The sequence below is a fragment of the Pseudomonas sp. Pseusp16 genome (genome assembly GCF_047324915.1).
GTDB classification, from domain to species: Bacteria; Pseudomonadota; Gammaproteobacteria; order Pseudomonadales; family Pseudomonadaceae; genus Aquipseudomonas; species Aquipseudomonas fluorescens_CD.
Map to the genome: position 1 here is coordinate 4,139,644 of NZ_CP168522.1, position 15,918 is coordinate 4,155,561.

Sequence of the window (15,918 nt, forward strand, 5' to 3'; positions counted from 1 at the left end):
CTGTGTAGAACCGCAAAGGATGCGAATGACTCGCAGTTTCAGTCACTACACGGATGGCAATCGGATTTACCTCAGCAAAAATTTGAAAATATTTTTATTCGGGGGTGATGTGGTGTTTGAACTGGCCCCTTCGCGGGCAAGCCCGCTCCCACATTTGCAATGCATTTCCCTGTGGGAGCGGGCTTGCTCGCGAAGGGGCCGGCAGCTTCAACGCAAAATAATCAGATGCCCCAACACCTGATGCTGCTCAAACCCCATCACCCCTTGCAACGAACTCAATACGGCCTGCGGATTCCTGCTCGGGAAGCTGCCACTGACCCGGCGTGCCGCCAGTTCATCATTGAGCATCACGATCCGCCCCGGGTAATAGCGCCCCAAATCCCGCACCACATCGGCCAACGTCGCCTTGTAGTAATTGAGCCAGCCCTGACGCCATGCCAATTGCGCTTCGCTATCCACCGCGTGGAGTTTCTCCGCCGAGCCTTCGCCGTAGGCGACTTGCTGGCCGGCGGTGAGGATTTGCTGTTCGGCGTTTTTGTCCGCGGTCACGCCGACTCGCCCGGACAGCACCGTGACCTGTGCTCCGCGGGGCTGCAAACGGACTTCGAACTGCGTGCCCAGGACCCGCGCCTGACCTTTTTCCGCATCGACCACAAACGGTTGCCCCGTATGCGTCACGCTGAAAAAACCGGCGCCGCGACGCAATTGCACATGCCGCTCGCCATGACTGAAATCCACGGCGATGGCACTGTCGGCATCCAGTGTCACCTGAGACTGATCGGCCAGGGTGACGGTGCGGATTTCCCCCGGTGCCGAGACGAAGTCCGCGCCCAGGTCATCGATCCAGCGCGATGGCTGCCAGCCTGTGCCGAGACTGATCATCAACAGCAGACACGCGGCCATCGCCAGCGCACCGGACCAGCGTCCGAGCGTGCTGCGCCGCGACTTGTCCATGGCGTTCAGATACCCCTGCAAGGCCAGGGCGTCCTCATCGGCGAGCGTGCGCGCCGGTCCTTCGCTCAGCTCCCACATGACCTGCGCCTGAGAATAAGCCTCGGCATGGGCGGGGTCGGCCTGCAACCAATGACTGAAAGCAGTCTGGTCAGCGCTGCTGGGCCGGTCATGCAACAGACTCAGCCAGGCCAGCGCTTGCTGCTCCTGAGCGGGCGTCGGGGTGACGCGTTCGAAGTTGTTCACGGTGCTTTCCCTGGCGTACGCGTTTCGGGTTCCCGAAGGCTCGCCTTGCAGGCTTCGAGGGCGCGCATCATATGTTTTTCCACGGCACTTTGGGACAAGCCCATGGCCTTGGCGATCTCGGCGTATTTGCGGCCGTGAATGCGATTGAGCAAAAAGATCTGCCGCGTACGCTCCGGTAACGCACGCAACGCCGCTTCAACGTGGCGCAAATCGTTGCCCGCCTCCAGTGCCGCTTGCGGTCCGCTGTCATGGCTGTCCGGGGGTTCCACCATCAAGCCTTCGCTGGCCCGGACCCGCGTGCCTTCACTGCGCAAATGGTCGATGGCGATGTTACCGGCGCAGCGCAACAAGTAGGTGCTAAGTTCCTCGACTTGCACCAGCGGCCGTCGCCAGAATCGCAGGAACAAGTCCTGTACCAGGTCAGCCGCCGTCGCCCGGCAACCGACACGCCGACTCACCAGCGCTTCCATCTGCGAACGCTGGGAGAGAAACACCTGGAGAAAGTGCGCACGGTCACCGCGCTGTTGGTCGCGCTCGATATCGTGGGGTTCGGGAGGGAGAGTGATCATTGATTCAATACCGCGCAAACACGGCAATCGGACTGGCCAGCAGACACAGCCCGGCCAGGGACAAGGCCAGGTGCGGACGGTATGGCATCAGTAAAACCAGCAGCAATGCACTGAGCATCAGCATGCCGAACCACTGCACCAGGCCCGATCCCCAGCCTGCCGCCACCACTGCCGCCCACAACGACCAACTCAACAAAAGCCAGCCAAGCAGTTTCAGGCCGAAACGCCGACGCGGTGTCGGTTTATGCCCAAGCAGCTCGGCGTGATGCCGGTCCATCGATAAACACAGCGCGGTAAACCCGGCATAACAGAGCAACGCGGCGAGCAACATTCAGTTCGCCTCCTGTTCGAGCACCATCGATCGCGGGCGTTTTGTGCTGACGGCTTGAGTCCTTCCCGAGCGACGTATTTTCCAGGCCGACCAGGCGAAAAACAGGCCGCTGGCCAGGCATGCCAGATCGAACCCGGCCATGGCCCCATCGCTCTGCGCCAGCGACATACCCAGGTGATACGGCGTGGTCAGGGCGTTCAACAGCGGCACCGCGCCAAACAGCAACGCCGCCAGCGCCAGTTGCTCGACCCAGGCCGCACGCCCTCGGCGAAGCATGGCGTGCAGCAGGCTCAAGCCCCAGACGATGAAGAAACCGTTGACCTCCCAATCCGAGCGTCCGGCCATGGCCACCGGCAACAATCGATTGGCCCAGAAGTACGTCGCCACCGCGAGCATCAGCCCCGACATGCTGGCGATGTTCAGCACGTCCACCAGCCTAAGCTCCAAAGGCATCCCAGCGCTTTGGGCATGTTTGAGTTGACGTTTGCCGACCCAGATCACCATCCCGGTACCGATCATGGCCGTGCCGGCCAGGCCACACAGGAAGTACAGCCAGCGCAGCACCGGGCTGGCGAAATGGCCCATGTGCAGGCCGAAAAAACTGCCGGCAATTGCCACAGGCAGCGAGCGCTCCGGCGTCGCGTCCAATTGCCGGCCCGTTACGCCATCGAAGGTCACGGTGCGGCCGAAATCGTGAACCACACGGTCCGCCCCGTCGAACGCCATCACCACCGAAGCATTGGCATCGCCGGGGTGGTTCACCGTCACTTCTGCAACCCTGCCCCCCGTTCCGAGCCGGTTAGCCTGTTCCAGTAACGGCGCCAGGGACAGCAATTGACCTGGATTGCCCACGGCTGGCCGGACTTCGTCTTCAGGCAGCGCCTCTTGGTAAAAGGTTTGGGCGTTGTCCTTGTAAACGGCCAGGATGCCCGCTGGCATCACCATCATCATGAACATCACCAGGCTGCTGTAGGTGATCATCAGGTGAAACGGCAACACCAGCACGCCCACCGCGTAGTGCCCGTCGAGCCAGGAACGCCGGCCCTTGCGCGGACGAAACGTGAAGAAGTCCTTGAAGATTTTCTTGTGGGTGATGATGCCGCTGATCAGCGCCACGAACATCAACATGGCCGCGATGCTGGCCAGCCAGCGCCCCCACGGATAGGGCATTTGCAACTCGAAGTGGAAGCGATAGAAGAACTCCCCGCCCAGCGTCTCACGGGGATGCACTTCGGTGCCGGTCAGCGGATCGAGCAGTTGTTCGCCGTGTTGGCCAGGCTTGCCCGCTGCCGCTTCCCAGTGCACTGACAAGCCCTGCCGCCGGGCGCCGGGCAACTCGATCAACCAATGTGAGGCGCCCGCTGCGTGTTGCTCAAGATAGTGTTGAGCCACGGTCAGACTGGTTTCGGCGGAGACGGAACGAACCGGGATTTCCGGTTGCATCCAGCGGCTGGTTTCACTTTTGAAATAGGCCAGCGTGCCGGTCAGGAAAATCGCGAACAGCAGCCAGCCGAGAATCAACCCGGCCCAGGTGTGCAACCAGGCCATCGCCTGGCGAAAGCCCTCTTTCATGGACGGCCCATCCCGTGCGCCAGACCAGCCAGCGCTGCCAGCATCAGGCCTGGCACCATCAGACCGAACCAGGCTCGCCACGCACTGGCGCAGGCAAAGCACCAGATCACGGCCAGCAAGTACACCAGGAACGAAGTCATCATCCCGATCACCACCGCTTCGGCGCGAGCGCCAGGCAGCCAAAGACTGAGGCTGACACTGACCAGCGCCGCGACGAGGTAACCGCCAAATACGGCAGCAAGCACTCGTGAAGCGACCGCCAATCGATAGGAAACGGGAAGTGTGCGGGGTTTGGCGTTCATGGTTCGACCTGAAAACCGGGTGAGGCTACGACAGCGTCAGGGCCGGCAAGCCCGCAATATTAATGATAAATATTCTCATACGCAAAGAAGCTCGAATGAAGCCCTCTATTACGCCCGTCACAACTGGCTCAGCGATTGGTTGCGACGCAAACTCGGCTGTCCCGACGGCACATGCCAATCGCTATGGAATCCAAAAGCCACAGAAAACAAAACGGGCCTGCAATGCAGGCCCGTTTTCATTGGGAAGGCAAGTCAGGCTTCAGCCGTTTTGGGCAGCCTGCTCGTTTTCAAGAAACTCTTCTTCCAGCAGCTTGTCGGCGTGAGGCCTGCGCTCGAATGGCACCACGGCGGCGCGTGGTTTGCCGCGCAATTTGCCGAACAAGTGTTCAAGCGCGTGCTCGAGTTTTTCGGCTGCGCCGTCGATCGCCAGTTCCAGGTTGGCGGCTTTATGGGTGACAGAAATCGGTTGGTGGCCTTTTGGCCGCGCTTCCAGTTGGCAGCGTAAATCGTGGGGACCCGGCTTGTCGCCGTTCTCGTCCCGCAAGTGAACCTCGACCCGTGTCAGGTCCTCTTCGTAGCGTTCGAGCGTGCTCTCAATGGTTGTACGTACCCACTCCTCCAGTCGTTTACTGCTTTGAATATGGTTATCGCTATTGACTTGGATTTGCATAGTTCATCCCTTATTTCAGCTAGCTCGCGAGAGGCCGGTCAGCTAAGCCCTTGGGCGTCATCACCGTGACCTCTTGGTTACACAATCGGTCTGTACGCTGAACAATTCAACCCCTGTAAAAAGATAAATATTCATACGCAAAAAAAGCCGGACAACGAGCAAAAGCGCTGTTAATGTCGGGAGTTGGGTCGCCCTGCCTGGCAACCCGAATTCCTTACATCTGCCGCTCACCCAGCGGGTGCAGGCTGCGGAAAATCCCCGCTTCTTCCACCAGCCAGTCATGCACCGCACGCACGCCGGGATGGCTCAGCGCACCCGGTGCATAGAGCAGCATGTAGCGTTTGTGGTTTGGCACCGCCAGTCCGAAAGGCACGATCAACGCCCCGCGCTCCAGCTCATCGTTGAGCAGCGTTCGTCGGGCAATCGCCACCCCCATCCCGGCAATGGCCGCTTCGATCGTCAGGTGATTGCGATTGAAGGTATGCCCACGTCGCACATCCGCTCCCTCGAAGCCAATGGCGTTGAGGTAAAACTCCCATTCCGCGTACTCGTAGCTGCCGCGCCAGGCGGTGATGTCGTGCAGCAAGGGAAAGTGCATCAGGTCTGCCGGGCCGTGCAAAGGCGGACGGCCACGCAACAGGCCCGGCGCGCACACCGGAAAAATCTGTTCATCGAGCAAGGCTGTGGATAACAGGCCCGGGTAGCTGCCGTCGTTCAGGTCGATCGCCAGATCGAAGTCACCTTCATGCAACGGCACGCTGCTGTCCTCGGCCACCAGGCGCAATTGAATGTCCGGAAAACGCTGCTGCAAACGTGGCAGGCGCGGCGTCAGCCATTTGCTCAGGAATGACGGGATCGAACGCACCCGCAGAATCCCGCTGATCATGCCCGCATCCAGTCGCCGCAATTCCGCGTCGATGCTGCCGAAGGCCTCGTTGACGGTAATGGCCAGGCGCTGCCCCTCAGCGCTGAGCTCCACTCCGCGGGCGCGGCGGTGAAACAGGCGAAAGCCCAGGCGTTCTTCCAGCTGGCGGATCTGCTGGCTGACGGCTCCCGGGGTAATGTGCAGTTCCTCGGCGCAGCGGGTGAACGACAGGTGCCGAGCGGCACAGGCGAACACGTTCAGCCAGACATACGTCTGGGCGTGCAATTGACGGCTCATCGTTTAGTCCTGCTAAAGGATGTCTTAGGAAATTTCGTTGGTCACGTAGGACCTTGACGGGCAGTATCGCCGGAATTGCGCTTGTCCTACAAAAATGGCGGCGATTCCTCTTCCATTACTTGTGCAGGCTTTAGCATGGCTATCAGTGTTTTCGATCTCTTCAAAGTCGGCATCGGCCCGTCCAGCTCCCATACCGTTGGTCCGATGCGCGCTGCCGCGACCTTTGCTCAACAACTGCTCGAACAGGGTTTTCTGGCTGACGTGCGACGCGTGGAGATTCGCCTTTACGGTTCTCTGTCGGCGACCGGCGTCGGCCATGCAACGGACCGCGCCTGCGTCATGGGCCTGATGGGCGAATGGCCCGACCGCATCGATCCCGACACCATCGACAGCCGCATCCACACCCTGCGCGAGACCGGCAAACTGTGTCTGGCAGGCGTTGCAGAAATTGCCTTCGACTGGCAAACCGATCTCCTGCTGCTCAACGAAAGCCTGCCCTATCACCCCAATGCCATGTCTCTGACAGCCTTCGGCGAAACCGGTGAGCTGTTCGAGCAAACCTATTACTCGGTGGGCGGCGGCTTCATCATCGAAGCGGCTGAAGCCGAATCCGGGATCGCACCGGCCGGCGATGTGCTGCTGCCTTACGACTTTTCCAGTGCCGCCGAACTGCTCAAGTTGTGCAACGAGCACGGGCTGCGGGTGAGTGAACTGATGATGGCCAATGAACGGGCTTGGCGCGGTGACGCCGAGATCCGCCAAGGCCTGTTGCACATCTGGTCGGTGATGCGCGAATGCGTCGAGCAAGGCTTGCGCCATGAAGGCATCCTGCCCGGCGGTCTGAATGTTCCACGTCGAGCGGCGAAACTGCATCGCAGCCTGCAGGAAATCGGCAAGCCGAATGTCATTACGTCCACCTTGTCAGCAATGGAATGGGTCAACCTGTACGCCCTCGCCGTGAACGAAGAAAACGCGGCCGGCGGACGCATGGTCACGGCGCCGACCAACGGCGCGGCAGGAATTATTCCGGCGGTGCTGCACTACTACATGAAGTTCAATGCCGATGCGTCCGACGACGACGTGGTCGCGTTCTTCCTCGGCGCAGCGGCCGTCGGCATCCTGTGCAAGAAAAACGCTTCGATCTCCGGGGCCGAAGTCGGCTGCCAGGGCGAAGTCGGTTCCGCCTGCGCCATGGCCGCCGCAGGCCTGGCAGAGGTGCTTGGTGCCACCCCGGAGCAGCTGGAGAACGCCGCCGAAATCGGCCTGGAACACAACCTCGGCCTCACCTGCGACCCGGTCGGCGGACTGGTGCAAGTGCCGTGTATCGAGCGCAACGCGATCGCCGCCGTGAAGGCAATCAACGCCACGCAAATGGCCTTGCGCGGCGATGGCCAGCACTTCATTTCCCTGGACCGGGTGATCCGCACCATGCGTGACACCGGGGCCGACATGCACGACAAGTACAAAGAGACGTCACGGGGCGGACTGGCAGTGAACTGGGTGGAGTGTTGACCGCTTTGGAGGCACGTCGAGGTTTATTGCCCTGAAACGTGCAGAAAACGCGGCCCCCTGTAGGAGCGAGCCTGCTCGCGAAAAACCCTCAGGCGCCGCGAACCTTCTGATTTGACGCGTTATCGTTCACGACCATCGCGAGCAAGCGCGCTCCTACAAAGGGATGGGTTGTCCGACAACCCATCCGGCATGCCCCTTGCTACATCCCTGATGCAAGCCATGGAATGGCCGATGGTCCGGTGTTGCGAACTAATCCCGATATCGACCGGTCAACAACTGCACGTTCAATCAGGCGGTGACGCATCATGGACAACCCTTTCCAGCTCATTACCGATGCCTTTGCAGCGGATTACCAGATCAACCTGAGCATTCAGGGCCTGGACGGCAGCATCATGCTGACCCTTTCCAACAGTGGCCACGTGGTGGCCAAACGCATGATCAGCGCCGAACAACGCAATGACCCCCAGCGCCTCAAGCGTCTGGTTCAAAGCATTCAATTCGGCATTGCCATCGAACAAGGCCACAGCGCCGTGACCATCCTCGAAGCCATGACCACCGGCAGCGCTCGGACCCTGCCGCCCCCTCCCGTCAAAGGGCGGCCGCGCCCTACGCTTGGGCTCTAGATTTCGCCCTTCTCGACCTCTGGATGTTCACTGGAACCCGCACCGATCTTGCGTTGCGGGTTCTCGATCTTCACCGAGGGAAATTGCGACGAAGCGTAACGCACCACCAGAATCGCAAACGCCAGCAGCAGAATCCCGCCGCACAGGTAGATGATCCCCAGGTCCGGCGGATTGTGGTGCGAAACGTTGGAAATCAGCAGCCGCGTCAACGCCGTAATCGCCACGTAGATCAGGAAGCGCACAGGCATGTGGTTGGTCTTGAAGTAAATCCCGACCATCGCCCCCAGTTCCAGGTAGATGAACAGCAACAAGATGTCATCGATCTTGATGTGCCCCTCTTCGATCATTCCGAGAAATTCCATCACCGCCGCCCACGCGGTCACCGCACCAATGGCGAACAGCGCCAGGTAGTGAAAGGTTTCGACGAACAGATTGCCCAGGGACTCGGCCAGTTCATGTACGTTCCGCCGCAGTTTTTCGGCCCAGTTGATTTTCACGATGATGCTTCCTTAGGTCGGCTCGACCGGATGATGCGGGTTGGACGTGACGGTTATTCTGCATGCAGAAAAAAGGCCAGCCCATGATGGCGAGCCGCTCTGGATTGCGCGCCGTGGCGTTTGGTCGCACCCGTGCAGCGCCTCACCTGACAAATGTCGAATCCGGTCTACATTAAAAAGCCACTACCCAAAAGACAGGGATTCGCTTATCCTTTCGCTGTATATAGATACAGTAGTCGAAACCGACAACCAATGTGAAGGCATGTGAGGTGGTGAATGGCCGTCGAAGTGGTATACCGCAGCAGCCGAGATCTGGAGCGCTTGTTCATGGATAAAGCCGAAGCTGACCGTCATGACAAAATGCTCGAACTGGCCGAATTGCTGGCTGAAGTGTTGCACAAAGCCGTTCCGTCCCTGACCGAGCAGCAAGTGGAAGAAGCCGGGATCTACATGGCGAAGAATCGAGATGTGTTCGCCAAGGCGTTCAAGAGCCAGCCGGACGCCCTGTCCGAACTGCTCAGCGCACCGGTCGAAGTTGCAGAACCTGTTGCAGCGGCCGAGGTTGTTGAAGCCGCCGAGCCAGTCACCCCGGCCAAGCCTGCCAAGGCTCCAAAAGCCGCCAGGTAAGCAAAGCCCAAATTGAACAGGCCCTGAGTCGAATGGCGCAGGGCCTTTTTCATGCCTGTGGAAAACTCATATCCAACTCAGCGATACAACACTTTCTCCGCCAAGTCATCGGCCACCCGGGCGGGGGAGCGTTTTTCCGCCTGGGCATGGGCGAACACCTCGGTCAGGCGTGAACTGATTTTCGACAGGTGCGCAGTGATGGTTCCCAGCTCTTCGCCCCGATGCTTGAGCGAGACATAAATCAAACCGCCGGCATTGATCACGTAGTCCGGCGCATACAAGATGCCCCGTCGTTCCAACTGATCGGCGACGTCCAGATGCGTCAGCTGATTGTTCGCCGAACCGGCCACTGCCGAGCAGCGCAGTTGTGTCACGCTGTGGCTGTTCAGCACCCCGCCCAAACCGCACGGCGCAAGAATATCGCAAGGTGTGCTGAGCAATGCGTCGTTGGCGATGGGGTGAGCCCCGAGTTGCTCCATCGCCAGTTGCACCTTGCCGTGATCGATATCGCTGACCAGCAGTTCGGCCCCGGCGGCGTGCAACTGTTCTGCCAGGGCATAACCGACGTTGCCCAGACCTTGAATGGCGACGCGCAGGCCTTCGAGGTTATCGCTGCCCAGTCGCGCCATCGCCGTGGCGCGAATGCCGGTGAATACGCCCATCGCGGCGTGCGGCGCAGGGTCACCCGCCGCGGTGGTGCTGGTGACGTGCTGGGTTTGCTGGGCGATGCAATCCATGTCCGCCACTGAGGTGCCACTGTCGATGGCCGTAATGTAGCGCCCGTCGAGCTGATTGATACAGCGCCCGAAGGCTTCGAACAGCGCGGCACGGTTGGCCACGTGAACCGGGCGAATGATCACCCCCACGCCGCCGCCCTGGGCCAGGCCGGCCAGTGCCGCCTTGTAACTCATGCCTTGGGCAAGGCGCACCGCATCCTCGACCGCAGACTCGTCGCTGGGATAGGCAAGGTAACGACAGCCGCCCAGGGCAGGCCCCAGGCGGCTATTATGAATGGCAATGACCGCCTTCAACCCGGTGGCCGGGTCGACGCTCAGATGCAGCGATTCAAGGCGAGTGCTTTGCATGAGAGCGAACATCGTAGGGCTCCCGAATCACTTCTTGTAGTCGCCAGTATAGGCTTGCGCCCAAAAATTGCAGAAGCGCACAGGAATAAGCACGGCCACGATGCAATCTTTCGGAAATAATCCGTGATCGCCCTTTTGCGGCACTGGACGAATGCCGGAGAGGGGGCTAAAACGAGGCATTGCCCGGAGATTTTGATGACCCCGCGCCAATCGTTCTTCGCCTGCCTGCAACGTTCACCGCCCGCGCTGTTCGAGGCGGCGTTGTGGATTGCGGCCGAGCACGACAGCGAGGTGGAACCGCAAGCGCTGCTGGCCGATTTCCAGGCGTTGCAACAACGGATCAGCGGCGGCTTGCCGATGCTGCCGGTCAGTGAACTGGCCCAGCCGCTGTTGCGGCGCATGAACGACCTTGGCTTCGCCCAGGACGACTTCACACCCTTGCGCCCACAAGTGGCACTGCTTGACAAAGTACTGGAACGCCGACGTGGACAACCCTTGACGCTGGGGCTGATTGCGCTGGAGTTGGCCAGGGGCCTGGAGATTCCCATGGTCGGGGTCAACTTCCCCGGACATTTCCTGCTGCGGGTGCCGGGCGCCGATCATTTGCTCGATCCCTGCGGCGGCCGTCGCCTTTACCCCAAGGATTGTCGGGAATTACTGCTCCGCCAGTACGGCCCGAACATCAAGCTCAGCGCCGAGCACCTGGAAACCGCCGAGCCGGTGCAGGTGCTGCAACGGCTGTCACGCAACCTGCGCCAGTTGTACCTGTCCCACGACGATGTCATCAATGCCTTGATCGACGCCGATCGCGTCCTGGAGCTGGGCAACGCCAGTGCCACCGACTACCTGGCCCGGGCCAGCCTGTACCAGCGGCTGGACTGTCCGAACGCTGAGCGTTTTGACCTGGAGCACGCACTGCTGCTCAGCGACGATCCGATCCAGCGAATTCGCCTGACCGAACGGCTGGGGCATTTGCCGCCAAACGCCATTGTTCACTGATCACCAAACCTTGTGGGAGCGGGCTTGCTCGTGAAAGCGGACAGTCAGTCGACATCATTGTTGGCTGACACGACGCCTTCGCGAGCAAGCCCGCTCCCACAGGGGGTTGGAGTTGCGTCTGAGGGCGAGCGCACCTGGATGATCAGCAGCGCGGCAATGACTGCCGGAATCGCACAGAAGAAGAAAATCTGCTGCACCGGAATGTGCATTGCCAACAGCAGGCTGCCAAACAACGGGCCGAGGATCGAGCCGAAACGCCCTACCCCCAGCGCCCAACCGGTGCCCGTCGCCCGAACCTGCGCAGGGTAGAAATTACTGGCGAAGGCATTGAGGGTCAGTTGCCCGCCGATGATGCAGAACCCTGCGGCAAACACGCAGGCCACCAGGTAACGCGGATTGTCATGGTTCAAACCCAACAGTAGCGTGCAGACCGCCGCTGCGGCCAACACGCACGACAGCAGTCGGACTTTGCTTTTCAAGCGGTCGGCGATCGAGGCCATGCCTATCGCACCGACGGTGCCGGCAAACAGGAACATGGAGGTCACCAGGTTGGCCTCGTTGAGTTTCAAACCACTTTCCAGCAGCAGCGACGGCAACCAGCTGATCATGAAATACAGCAGGATCAGGCTGACGAAGAATGTCGCCCAGATCAGCAACGTCGGCCGTGCATAACCATTGCGGAATAACTCCACCACCGTCAGTTTGCCGCCCTGCTCCCGTTCGTTTTGTTCGATGGACGCGGCAGGTGGTTGCCAGTCCGGCAACATGCGCGCGGTGACTTTGTTCAAACGGGCATACGGCGGTGCATCACGCAACAGACGCGGCAGGGATTCGGGCAGCAACCAGAACAGAAACGGAAACAGCAGCAATGGCGTCACACCACCGGCGAGGAACACGGCTTGCCAACCGAAGCTGTCGATGAACCCGGCGGCGACAAAACCGCCCGCCGCGCCACCAAAGGAAAACCCGCAAGCGGCCAGTGTCACCATCAGGGTACGCAGGCGAGGTGGCGAGTATTCCGACATCAGCGCCATGGCGCTGGGCATAGCCCCGCCCATGCCGATGCCGCAGATGAAACGAGCGGCCATCAAGGTGTTCAGGGAATCGGCGAACACCATCAACACAGTGAGAGTGGCGTAGATCAGCACACAGCAGAGCAGAATCCGCCGCACACCGAACCGGTCCGCCAAGGGCGTCACCGCCAGAGAGCCAAGCGTCAGGCCTAGCAGGTTGGCGCTGAACACCGGTCCGAACGCGGCTTTTTCCAGTCCCCAATCCTGCGCCAGGGCAGGCACCACGTAACCCAGCACCTGCGCGTCATAGCCGTCAGTTACCAATAACAGGGCCAGGAGCAACAGGATCAGCCACTGATAACGGGACACAGGACGGGCATCAAGTGCCGCGCGAAAGCTGGCGATCTGGTTGTGCATGGCAAGGTTCCCGATTTTATTATGGTTTGGGCAACGCGCCCCTTGTGGGGTTGGTGTAGGGCTTTAAGGCGTATCCGGCTGGTTCGCCGGATGCGCCTTGATGAATGCCGGGTGCGTCGCCGCCAATGCCGCCACTCGCCGGATCCGTGGATAAGCCTCAAGAGAAACGTTGAAACGCTCGGCCGCATACAGCTGCGGGATCAGGTAGACGTCCGCCAACCCGGGCTCGGCGCCGAAGCAGTAACCGTCATCACCGATCAACTGCTCTACCGTGGCCAATCCCTGGCCGATCCAGTGGCCGATCCACTCAACCACCTGCGGTTCGTCGTAGCCCGACTGGCGTAGTCGATTGAGCACGCTGACGTTGTGCAACGGGTGCACATCGCAGCCGATCACTGCCGCCACGCCGCGCTCTTGAGCGCGGGCAGCCAGGTCCCTGGACAGCAGTGGCACCTGTGGATAACGTTCCTCCAGGTATTCGATGATCGCGGGAGACTGGATCAGCAATTCGCCTTCATCGGTGCGCAAGGCCGGCACGCGGCCCTGCGGGTTGATGCCCAGATAAGGCGGCTGCCGATGCTCGCCGCCCTGCGGTGCGATCAGGTTGACTGGCAAGGATTGATAATCCAGGCCCTTGAGCGCCAACGCGATACGCACCCGGTACGAAGATGTCGAACGGTAGTAGGTATAGAGTTCCATGCCCCGCTCCTCTCAGCGTGCCGGCAACACTTTGCCACGGCATTCGCCGAAGCCGATGGAGGCGAAACCGTCACGGCTGCAACGGCCGCGCAGGATGATTTCGTCACCGTCTTCAAGGAATTTGCGCACCTCGCCCGATGCCAGCTCGATCGGTTTTTTACCGCCCTCGGTAATTTCCAGCAGGCTGCCGAACTGACCGCTCTCCGGCCCCGACAACGTGCCCGAGCCGAACAGATCACCGGCCTGCAATTGGCAACCATTGACGCTATGGTGCGCAACCATTTGCGCCACGGTCCAGTACATGTGCCGGGTGTTGCTCAGGGTCAGGCGATGGGCCGGCAGGTTCTGCTCACGCATGGCCTCGGTGAGCAGCAGGACTTCCAGTTCGATATCGAACGCGCCAGCGGCCTGATCGCGCTTGTCGAGCAGGTATGGCAGCGGCTGCGGATCGCCTTGCGGACGCGCAGGCTGGGCACGACGGAACGGCTCCAGCGCTTCGGCGGTGACAACCCACGGCGAAATGCTGGTGATGAAGCTTTTCGACAGGAACGGCCCCAGTGGCTGATATTCCCAGGCCTGGATGTCCCGTGCCGACCAGTCGTTGAGCAGGCAGAAACCGGCGATGTGATTGGCAGCGTCGCCAATGGCTATCGAGTCGCCCATGTCGTTGCCCTGGCCGATCCAGATGCCCAGCTCCAGTTCGTAGTCCAGGCGTGCGCAAGGGCCGAACGTCGGTTCGCTCTGACCGGCCGGCAACGTCTGCCCTTTCGGACGGCGCACGTCGGTACCGGACGGACGAATGGTCGACGCACGACCGTGGTAGCCGATTGGCACGTACTTGTAGTTCGGCAGCAACGGGTTGTCCGGGCGGAACAGTTTGCCGACGTTCTGCGCGTGTTCGATACCGACATAGAAGTCGGTGTAATCGTTGATTTTCGCCGGCAGGTGCATCTCGCAATCCGCCGCCAGCGGCAGCAGTTTTGCGCCCTGGGCTTCGATCTTGCCGTGCAGGGTGCTGCCCTCGGCGAACAGTTCCAGCAAACGCTCGCGCAACGCGACGCGAGCCTCGCGGCCCAGTTCGAAAAAGGCATTCAACTGGCCGCCACAGGTGGCCTCGACGGCAGCCTTCGCGGCGCCATCGAACAGCCCGGCCTCCAGGGCTGCTTGCAGATCAAAGATATGCTCGCCAATGGCCACGCCACTACGCGGTGCCGAACCGTTGAGGCTGAACACGCCCAGCGGCAGGTTTTGCAGCGGGAAATCAGCATGGCCGTTGGCGGATGCAACCCAGCTGCGAGTGATGGAAGTCTGCGTCATGGGTTATCTCCGGGTTGGGTCGAAAGTGGCGGGCAGCGTCGCCCAGCAAGCATCGTAAGTGTTTTGCAGTTGCGGGCAATCGAGGGCGAAACGGCTTGGGCGCAACACCTGGCTGGTCTCGAACATGAACGCCATGGTGTTGTCGATTTTCGCCGGTTTGAGGTCAGCGTTGATCGCTTTGGTGCACGTCTCCCCGTCCGGACCGTGGGCGCTCATGCAGCTGTGCAGAGACGCGCCACCTGGCACGAAGCCTTCGGCCTTGGCGTCGTATTCGCCCTGAATCAGGCCCATGTATTCGTTCATCAGGTTGCGGTGGAACCACGGCGGACGGAAGGTTTTCTCGGCCACCATCCAGCGTGGGGGGAAGATCACGAAGTCGAGGTTGGCCAGGCCGTGGACGCTGGTTGGCGAGGTCAGCACGGTGAAGATCGACGGATCAGGGTGATCGAAACTGACGGTGCCGATGGTGTTGAAACGGCGCAGGTCATATTTGTACGGCACGTTATTACCGTGCCAGGCAACCACGTTGAGCGGCGAATGATTGAGTTCGCACGCCCACAACTGGCCGAGGAATTTCTGCACCAGCGTGGTGGGTTGCTGCAGGTTTTCGTAGGCCGCGACCGGGGTCAGGAAGTCCCGCGGATTGGCCAGGCCATTGCTGCCGATCGGCCCCAGGTCTGGCAGACGCAGCGGCGCACCATGGTTTTCGGCGACGTAACCGCGTGCTTGCGGGTCGAGCAGTTCGATGCGGAACTTCAGGCCGCGTGGCAGTACGGCAATTTCCAGCGGTTCCAGTTCAAGCACGCCCAGTTCGGTGGCAATGCGCAGGCGCCCCAGCTCAGGCACCAGCAACATCTCGCCGTCGGCATTGAAGAACACACGCTCCATGGAACGGTTGACGCAGTAGTTGTAGATGCTGATCCCGGCCGGTTTTTCTGCGCCCGAGTTGGCGGCCATGCTCACCAGGCCGTCGATGAAATCGGTCGGCTCGGCGGGAATGTCCAGCGGGTTCCAGCGCAGGCGATTGGGGGTCACGTCACCCAGTGGGCCGCCGGCCAGTTGCCGATCAAGCTTGACGAACGCCGGATGGTTGGCCGACGGCTGAATGCGGTACATCCAGGTTCGACGCGCCTCGCTGCGCGGCATGGTGAACGCCGTGCCGGAGAACAGTTCGGTGTAGAGGCCGTACGGGGCTTTTTGCGGGGAGTTCTGGCCGACGGGCAGTGCGCCGGGCAACGCTTCGCTGCTGAATTCGTTGCCGAAGCCTGACAGGTAAGCCAACGCTGGCGTCGTTGAATCGGGGTTCATGGAGCCTCCTGAACAGGG

16 protein-coding genes and 1 pseudogene are annotated in these 15,918 nt (G+C 60.9%); 4 read left to right on the forward strand and 13 right to left on the reverse strand.

Annotated features, from left to right (window positions below; all coding sequences use genetic code 11):
• Nucleotides 1–207 precede the first annotated feature (207 nt).
• The 7 genes from ACEN8Q_RS18860 to ACEN8Q_RS18890 all read right to left on the reverse strand — a co-directional run bounded on the left by ACEN8Q_RS18860 (nucleotide 208) and on the right by ACEN8Q_RS18890 (nucleotide 5,803).
• Nucleotides 208–1,197, reverse strand: a complete 990-nt coding sequence (locus ACEN8Q_RS18860; protein ID WP_413703554.1) for a FecR family protein — start codon at nucleotides 1,195–1,197, stop codon at nucleotides 208–210.
• A complete protein-coding gene (locus tag ACEN8Q_RS18865) occupies nucleotides 1,194–1,766 on the reverse strand; it encodes an RNA polymerase sigma factor (protein WP_413703555.1) in 573 nt (190 codons plus the stop codon). The genes ACEN8Q_RS18860 and ACEN8Q_RS18865 overlap by 4 nt, the downstream gene beginning before the upstream one ends.
• A 4-nt stretch (nucleotides 1,767–1,770) precedes the next feature.
• On the reverse strand, nucleotides 1,771–2,097 hold the full coding sequence (locus tag ACEN8Q_RS18870; protein WP_413703556.1) for a DUF3325 domain-containing protein: 327 nt from the start codon (nucleotides 2,095–2,097) through the stop codon (nucleotides 1,771–1,773).
• The gene (locus tag ACEN8Q_RS18875; protein WP_413703557.1) at nucleotides 2,098–3,669 is read right to left on the reverse strand and encodes a PepSY-associated TM helix domain-containing protein; all 1,572 of its coding nucleotides are present in this window, start codon (nucleotides 3,667–3,669) and stop codon (nucleotides 2,098–2,100) included.
• Entirely contained in the window at nucleotides 3,666–3,971 is a 306-nt protein-coding gene (locus tag ACEN8Q_RS18880; RefSeq protein WP_413421021.1) for a DUF3649 domain-containing protein, read from the reverse strand. The genes ACEN8Q_RS18875 and ACEN8Q_RS18880 overlap by 4 nt, the downstream gene beginning before the upstream one ends.
• A gap of 259 nt (nucleotides 3,972–4,230) precedes the next feature.
• Entirely contained in the window at nucleotides 4,231–4,641 is a 411-nt protein-coding gene (locus ACEN8Q_RS18885; RefSeq protein WP_413421023.1) for an HPF/RaiA family ribosome-associated protein, read from the reverse strand.
• Nucleotides 4,642–4,855: 214 nt separating this feature from the next.
• A complete protein-coding gene (locus tag ACEN8Q_RS18890) occupies nucleotides 4,856–5,803 on the reverse strand; it encodes a LysR substrate-binding domain-containing protein (protein ID WP_007986794.1) in 948 nt (315 codons plus the stop codon).
• Between the two features lie 135 nt (nucleotides 5,804–5,938).
• Here ACEN8Q_RS18890 and ACEN8Q_RS18895 point away from each other — a divergent pair, with 135 nt between their 5' ends.
• Complete coding sequence (locus ACEN8Q_RS18895) at nucleotides 5,939–7,315, forward strand: L-serine ammonia-lyase (protein ID WP_413421025.1); 1,377 nt, start codon at nucleotides 5,939–5,941, stop codon at nucleotides 7,313–7,315.
• Nucleotides 7,316–7,620: 305 nt separating this feature from the next.
• On the forward strand, nucleotides 7,621–7,938 hold the full coding sequence (locus ACEN8Q_RS18900) for a DUF3509 domain-containing protein (protein ID WP_413421027.1): 318 nt from the start codon (nucleotides 7,621–7,623) through the stop codon (nucleotides 7,936–7,938).
• On the opposite strand, the gene ACEN8Q_RS18905 is transcribed toward ACEN8Q_RS18900, so the two are convergent.
• Nucleotides 7,935–8,435: a phosphate-starvation-inducible protein PsiE gene (locus ACEN8Q_RS18905; RefSeq protein ID WP_413421029.1), complete on the reverse strand. Its 501-nt coding sequence runs from the start codon at nucleotides 8,433–8,435 to the stop codon at nucleotides 7,935–7,937. The genes ACEN8Q_RS18900 and ACEN8Q_RS18905 overlap by 4 nt on opposite strands.
• 276 nt (nucleotides 8,436–8,711) lie before the next feature.
• Between ACEN8Q_RS18905 and ACEN8Q_RS18910 the strand changes: the two are divergent.
• Nucleotides 8,712–8,951, forward strand: a pseudogene (locus ACEN8Q_RS18910) (YebG family protein); the annotation flags it as partial.
• Nucleotides 8,952–9,139: 188 nt separating this feature from the next.
• Here the strand turns inward: ACEN8Q_RS18910 and ACEN8Q_RS18915 are convergent.
• Nucleotides 9,140–10,159, reverse strand: coding sequence for a Glu/Leu/Phe/Val dehydrogenase dimerization domain-containing protein (locus tag ACEN8Q_RS18915; RefSeq protein ID WP_413421031.1), 1,020 nt, complete (start codon nucleotides 10,157–10,159; stop codon nucleotides 9,140–9,142).
• A 183-nt stretch (nucleotides 10,160–10,342) separates the two neighbouring features.
• On the opposite strand from ACEN8Q_RS18915, the gene ACEN8Q_RS18920 reads away from it, so the two are divergent.
• Complete coding sequence (locus tag ACEN8Q_RS18920; RefSeq protein WP_413703558.1) at nucleotides 10,343–11,146, forward strand: SirB1 family protein; 804 nt, start codon at nucleotides 10,343–10,345, stop codon at nucleotides 11,144–11,146.
• Nucleotides 11,147–11,190: 44 nt separating this feature from the next.
• Here the strand turns inward: ACEN8Q_RS18920 and ACEN8Q_RS18925 are convergent, their stop codons facing one another.
• The 4 genes from ACEN8Q_RS18925 to hmgA form a co-directional block, all read right to left on the reverse strand.
• Nucleotides 11,191–12,576: an MFS transporter gene (locus ACEN8Q_RS18925; RefSeq protein WP_413703559.1), complete on the reverse strand. Its 1,386-nt coding sequence runs from the start codon at nucleotides 12,574–12,576 to the stop codon at nucleotides 11,191–11,193.
• Between the two features lie 63 nt (nucleotides 12,577–12,639).
• Nucleotides 12,640–13,275, reverse strand: a complete 636-nt coding sequence (gene maiA, locus ACEN8Q_RS18930; RefSeq protein WP_413703560.1) for a maleylacetoacetate isomerase — start codon at nucleotides 13,273–13,275, stop codon at nucleotides 12,640–12,642.
• 12 nt (nucleotides 13,276–13,287) lie between these two features.
• Nucleotides 13,288–14,592, reverse strand: a complete 1,305-nt coding sequence (fahA, locus tag ACEN8Q_RS18935) for a fumarylacetoacetase (RefSeq protein ID WP_413421039.1) — start codon at nucleotides 14,590–14,592, stop codon at nucleotides 13,288–13,290.
• A gap of 3 nt (nucleotides 14,593–14,595) precedes the next feature.
• The gene (hmgA, locus tag ACEN8Q_RS18940; RefSeq protein ID WP_413703561.1) at nucleotides 14,596–15,900 is read right to left on the reverse strand and encodes a homogentisate 1,2-dioxygenase; all 1,305 of its coding nucleotides are present in this window, start codon (nucleotides 15,898–15,900) and stop codon (nucleotides 14,596–14,598) included.
• Between the last annotated feature and the right edge of the window lie 18 nt (nucleotides 15,901–15,918).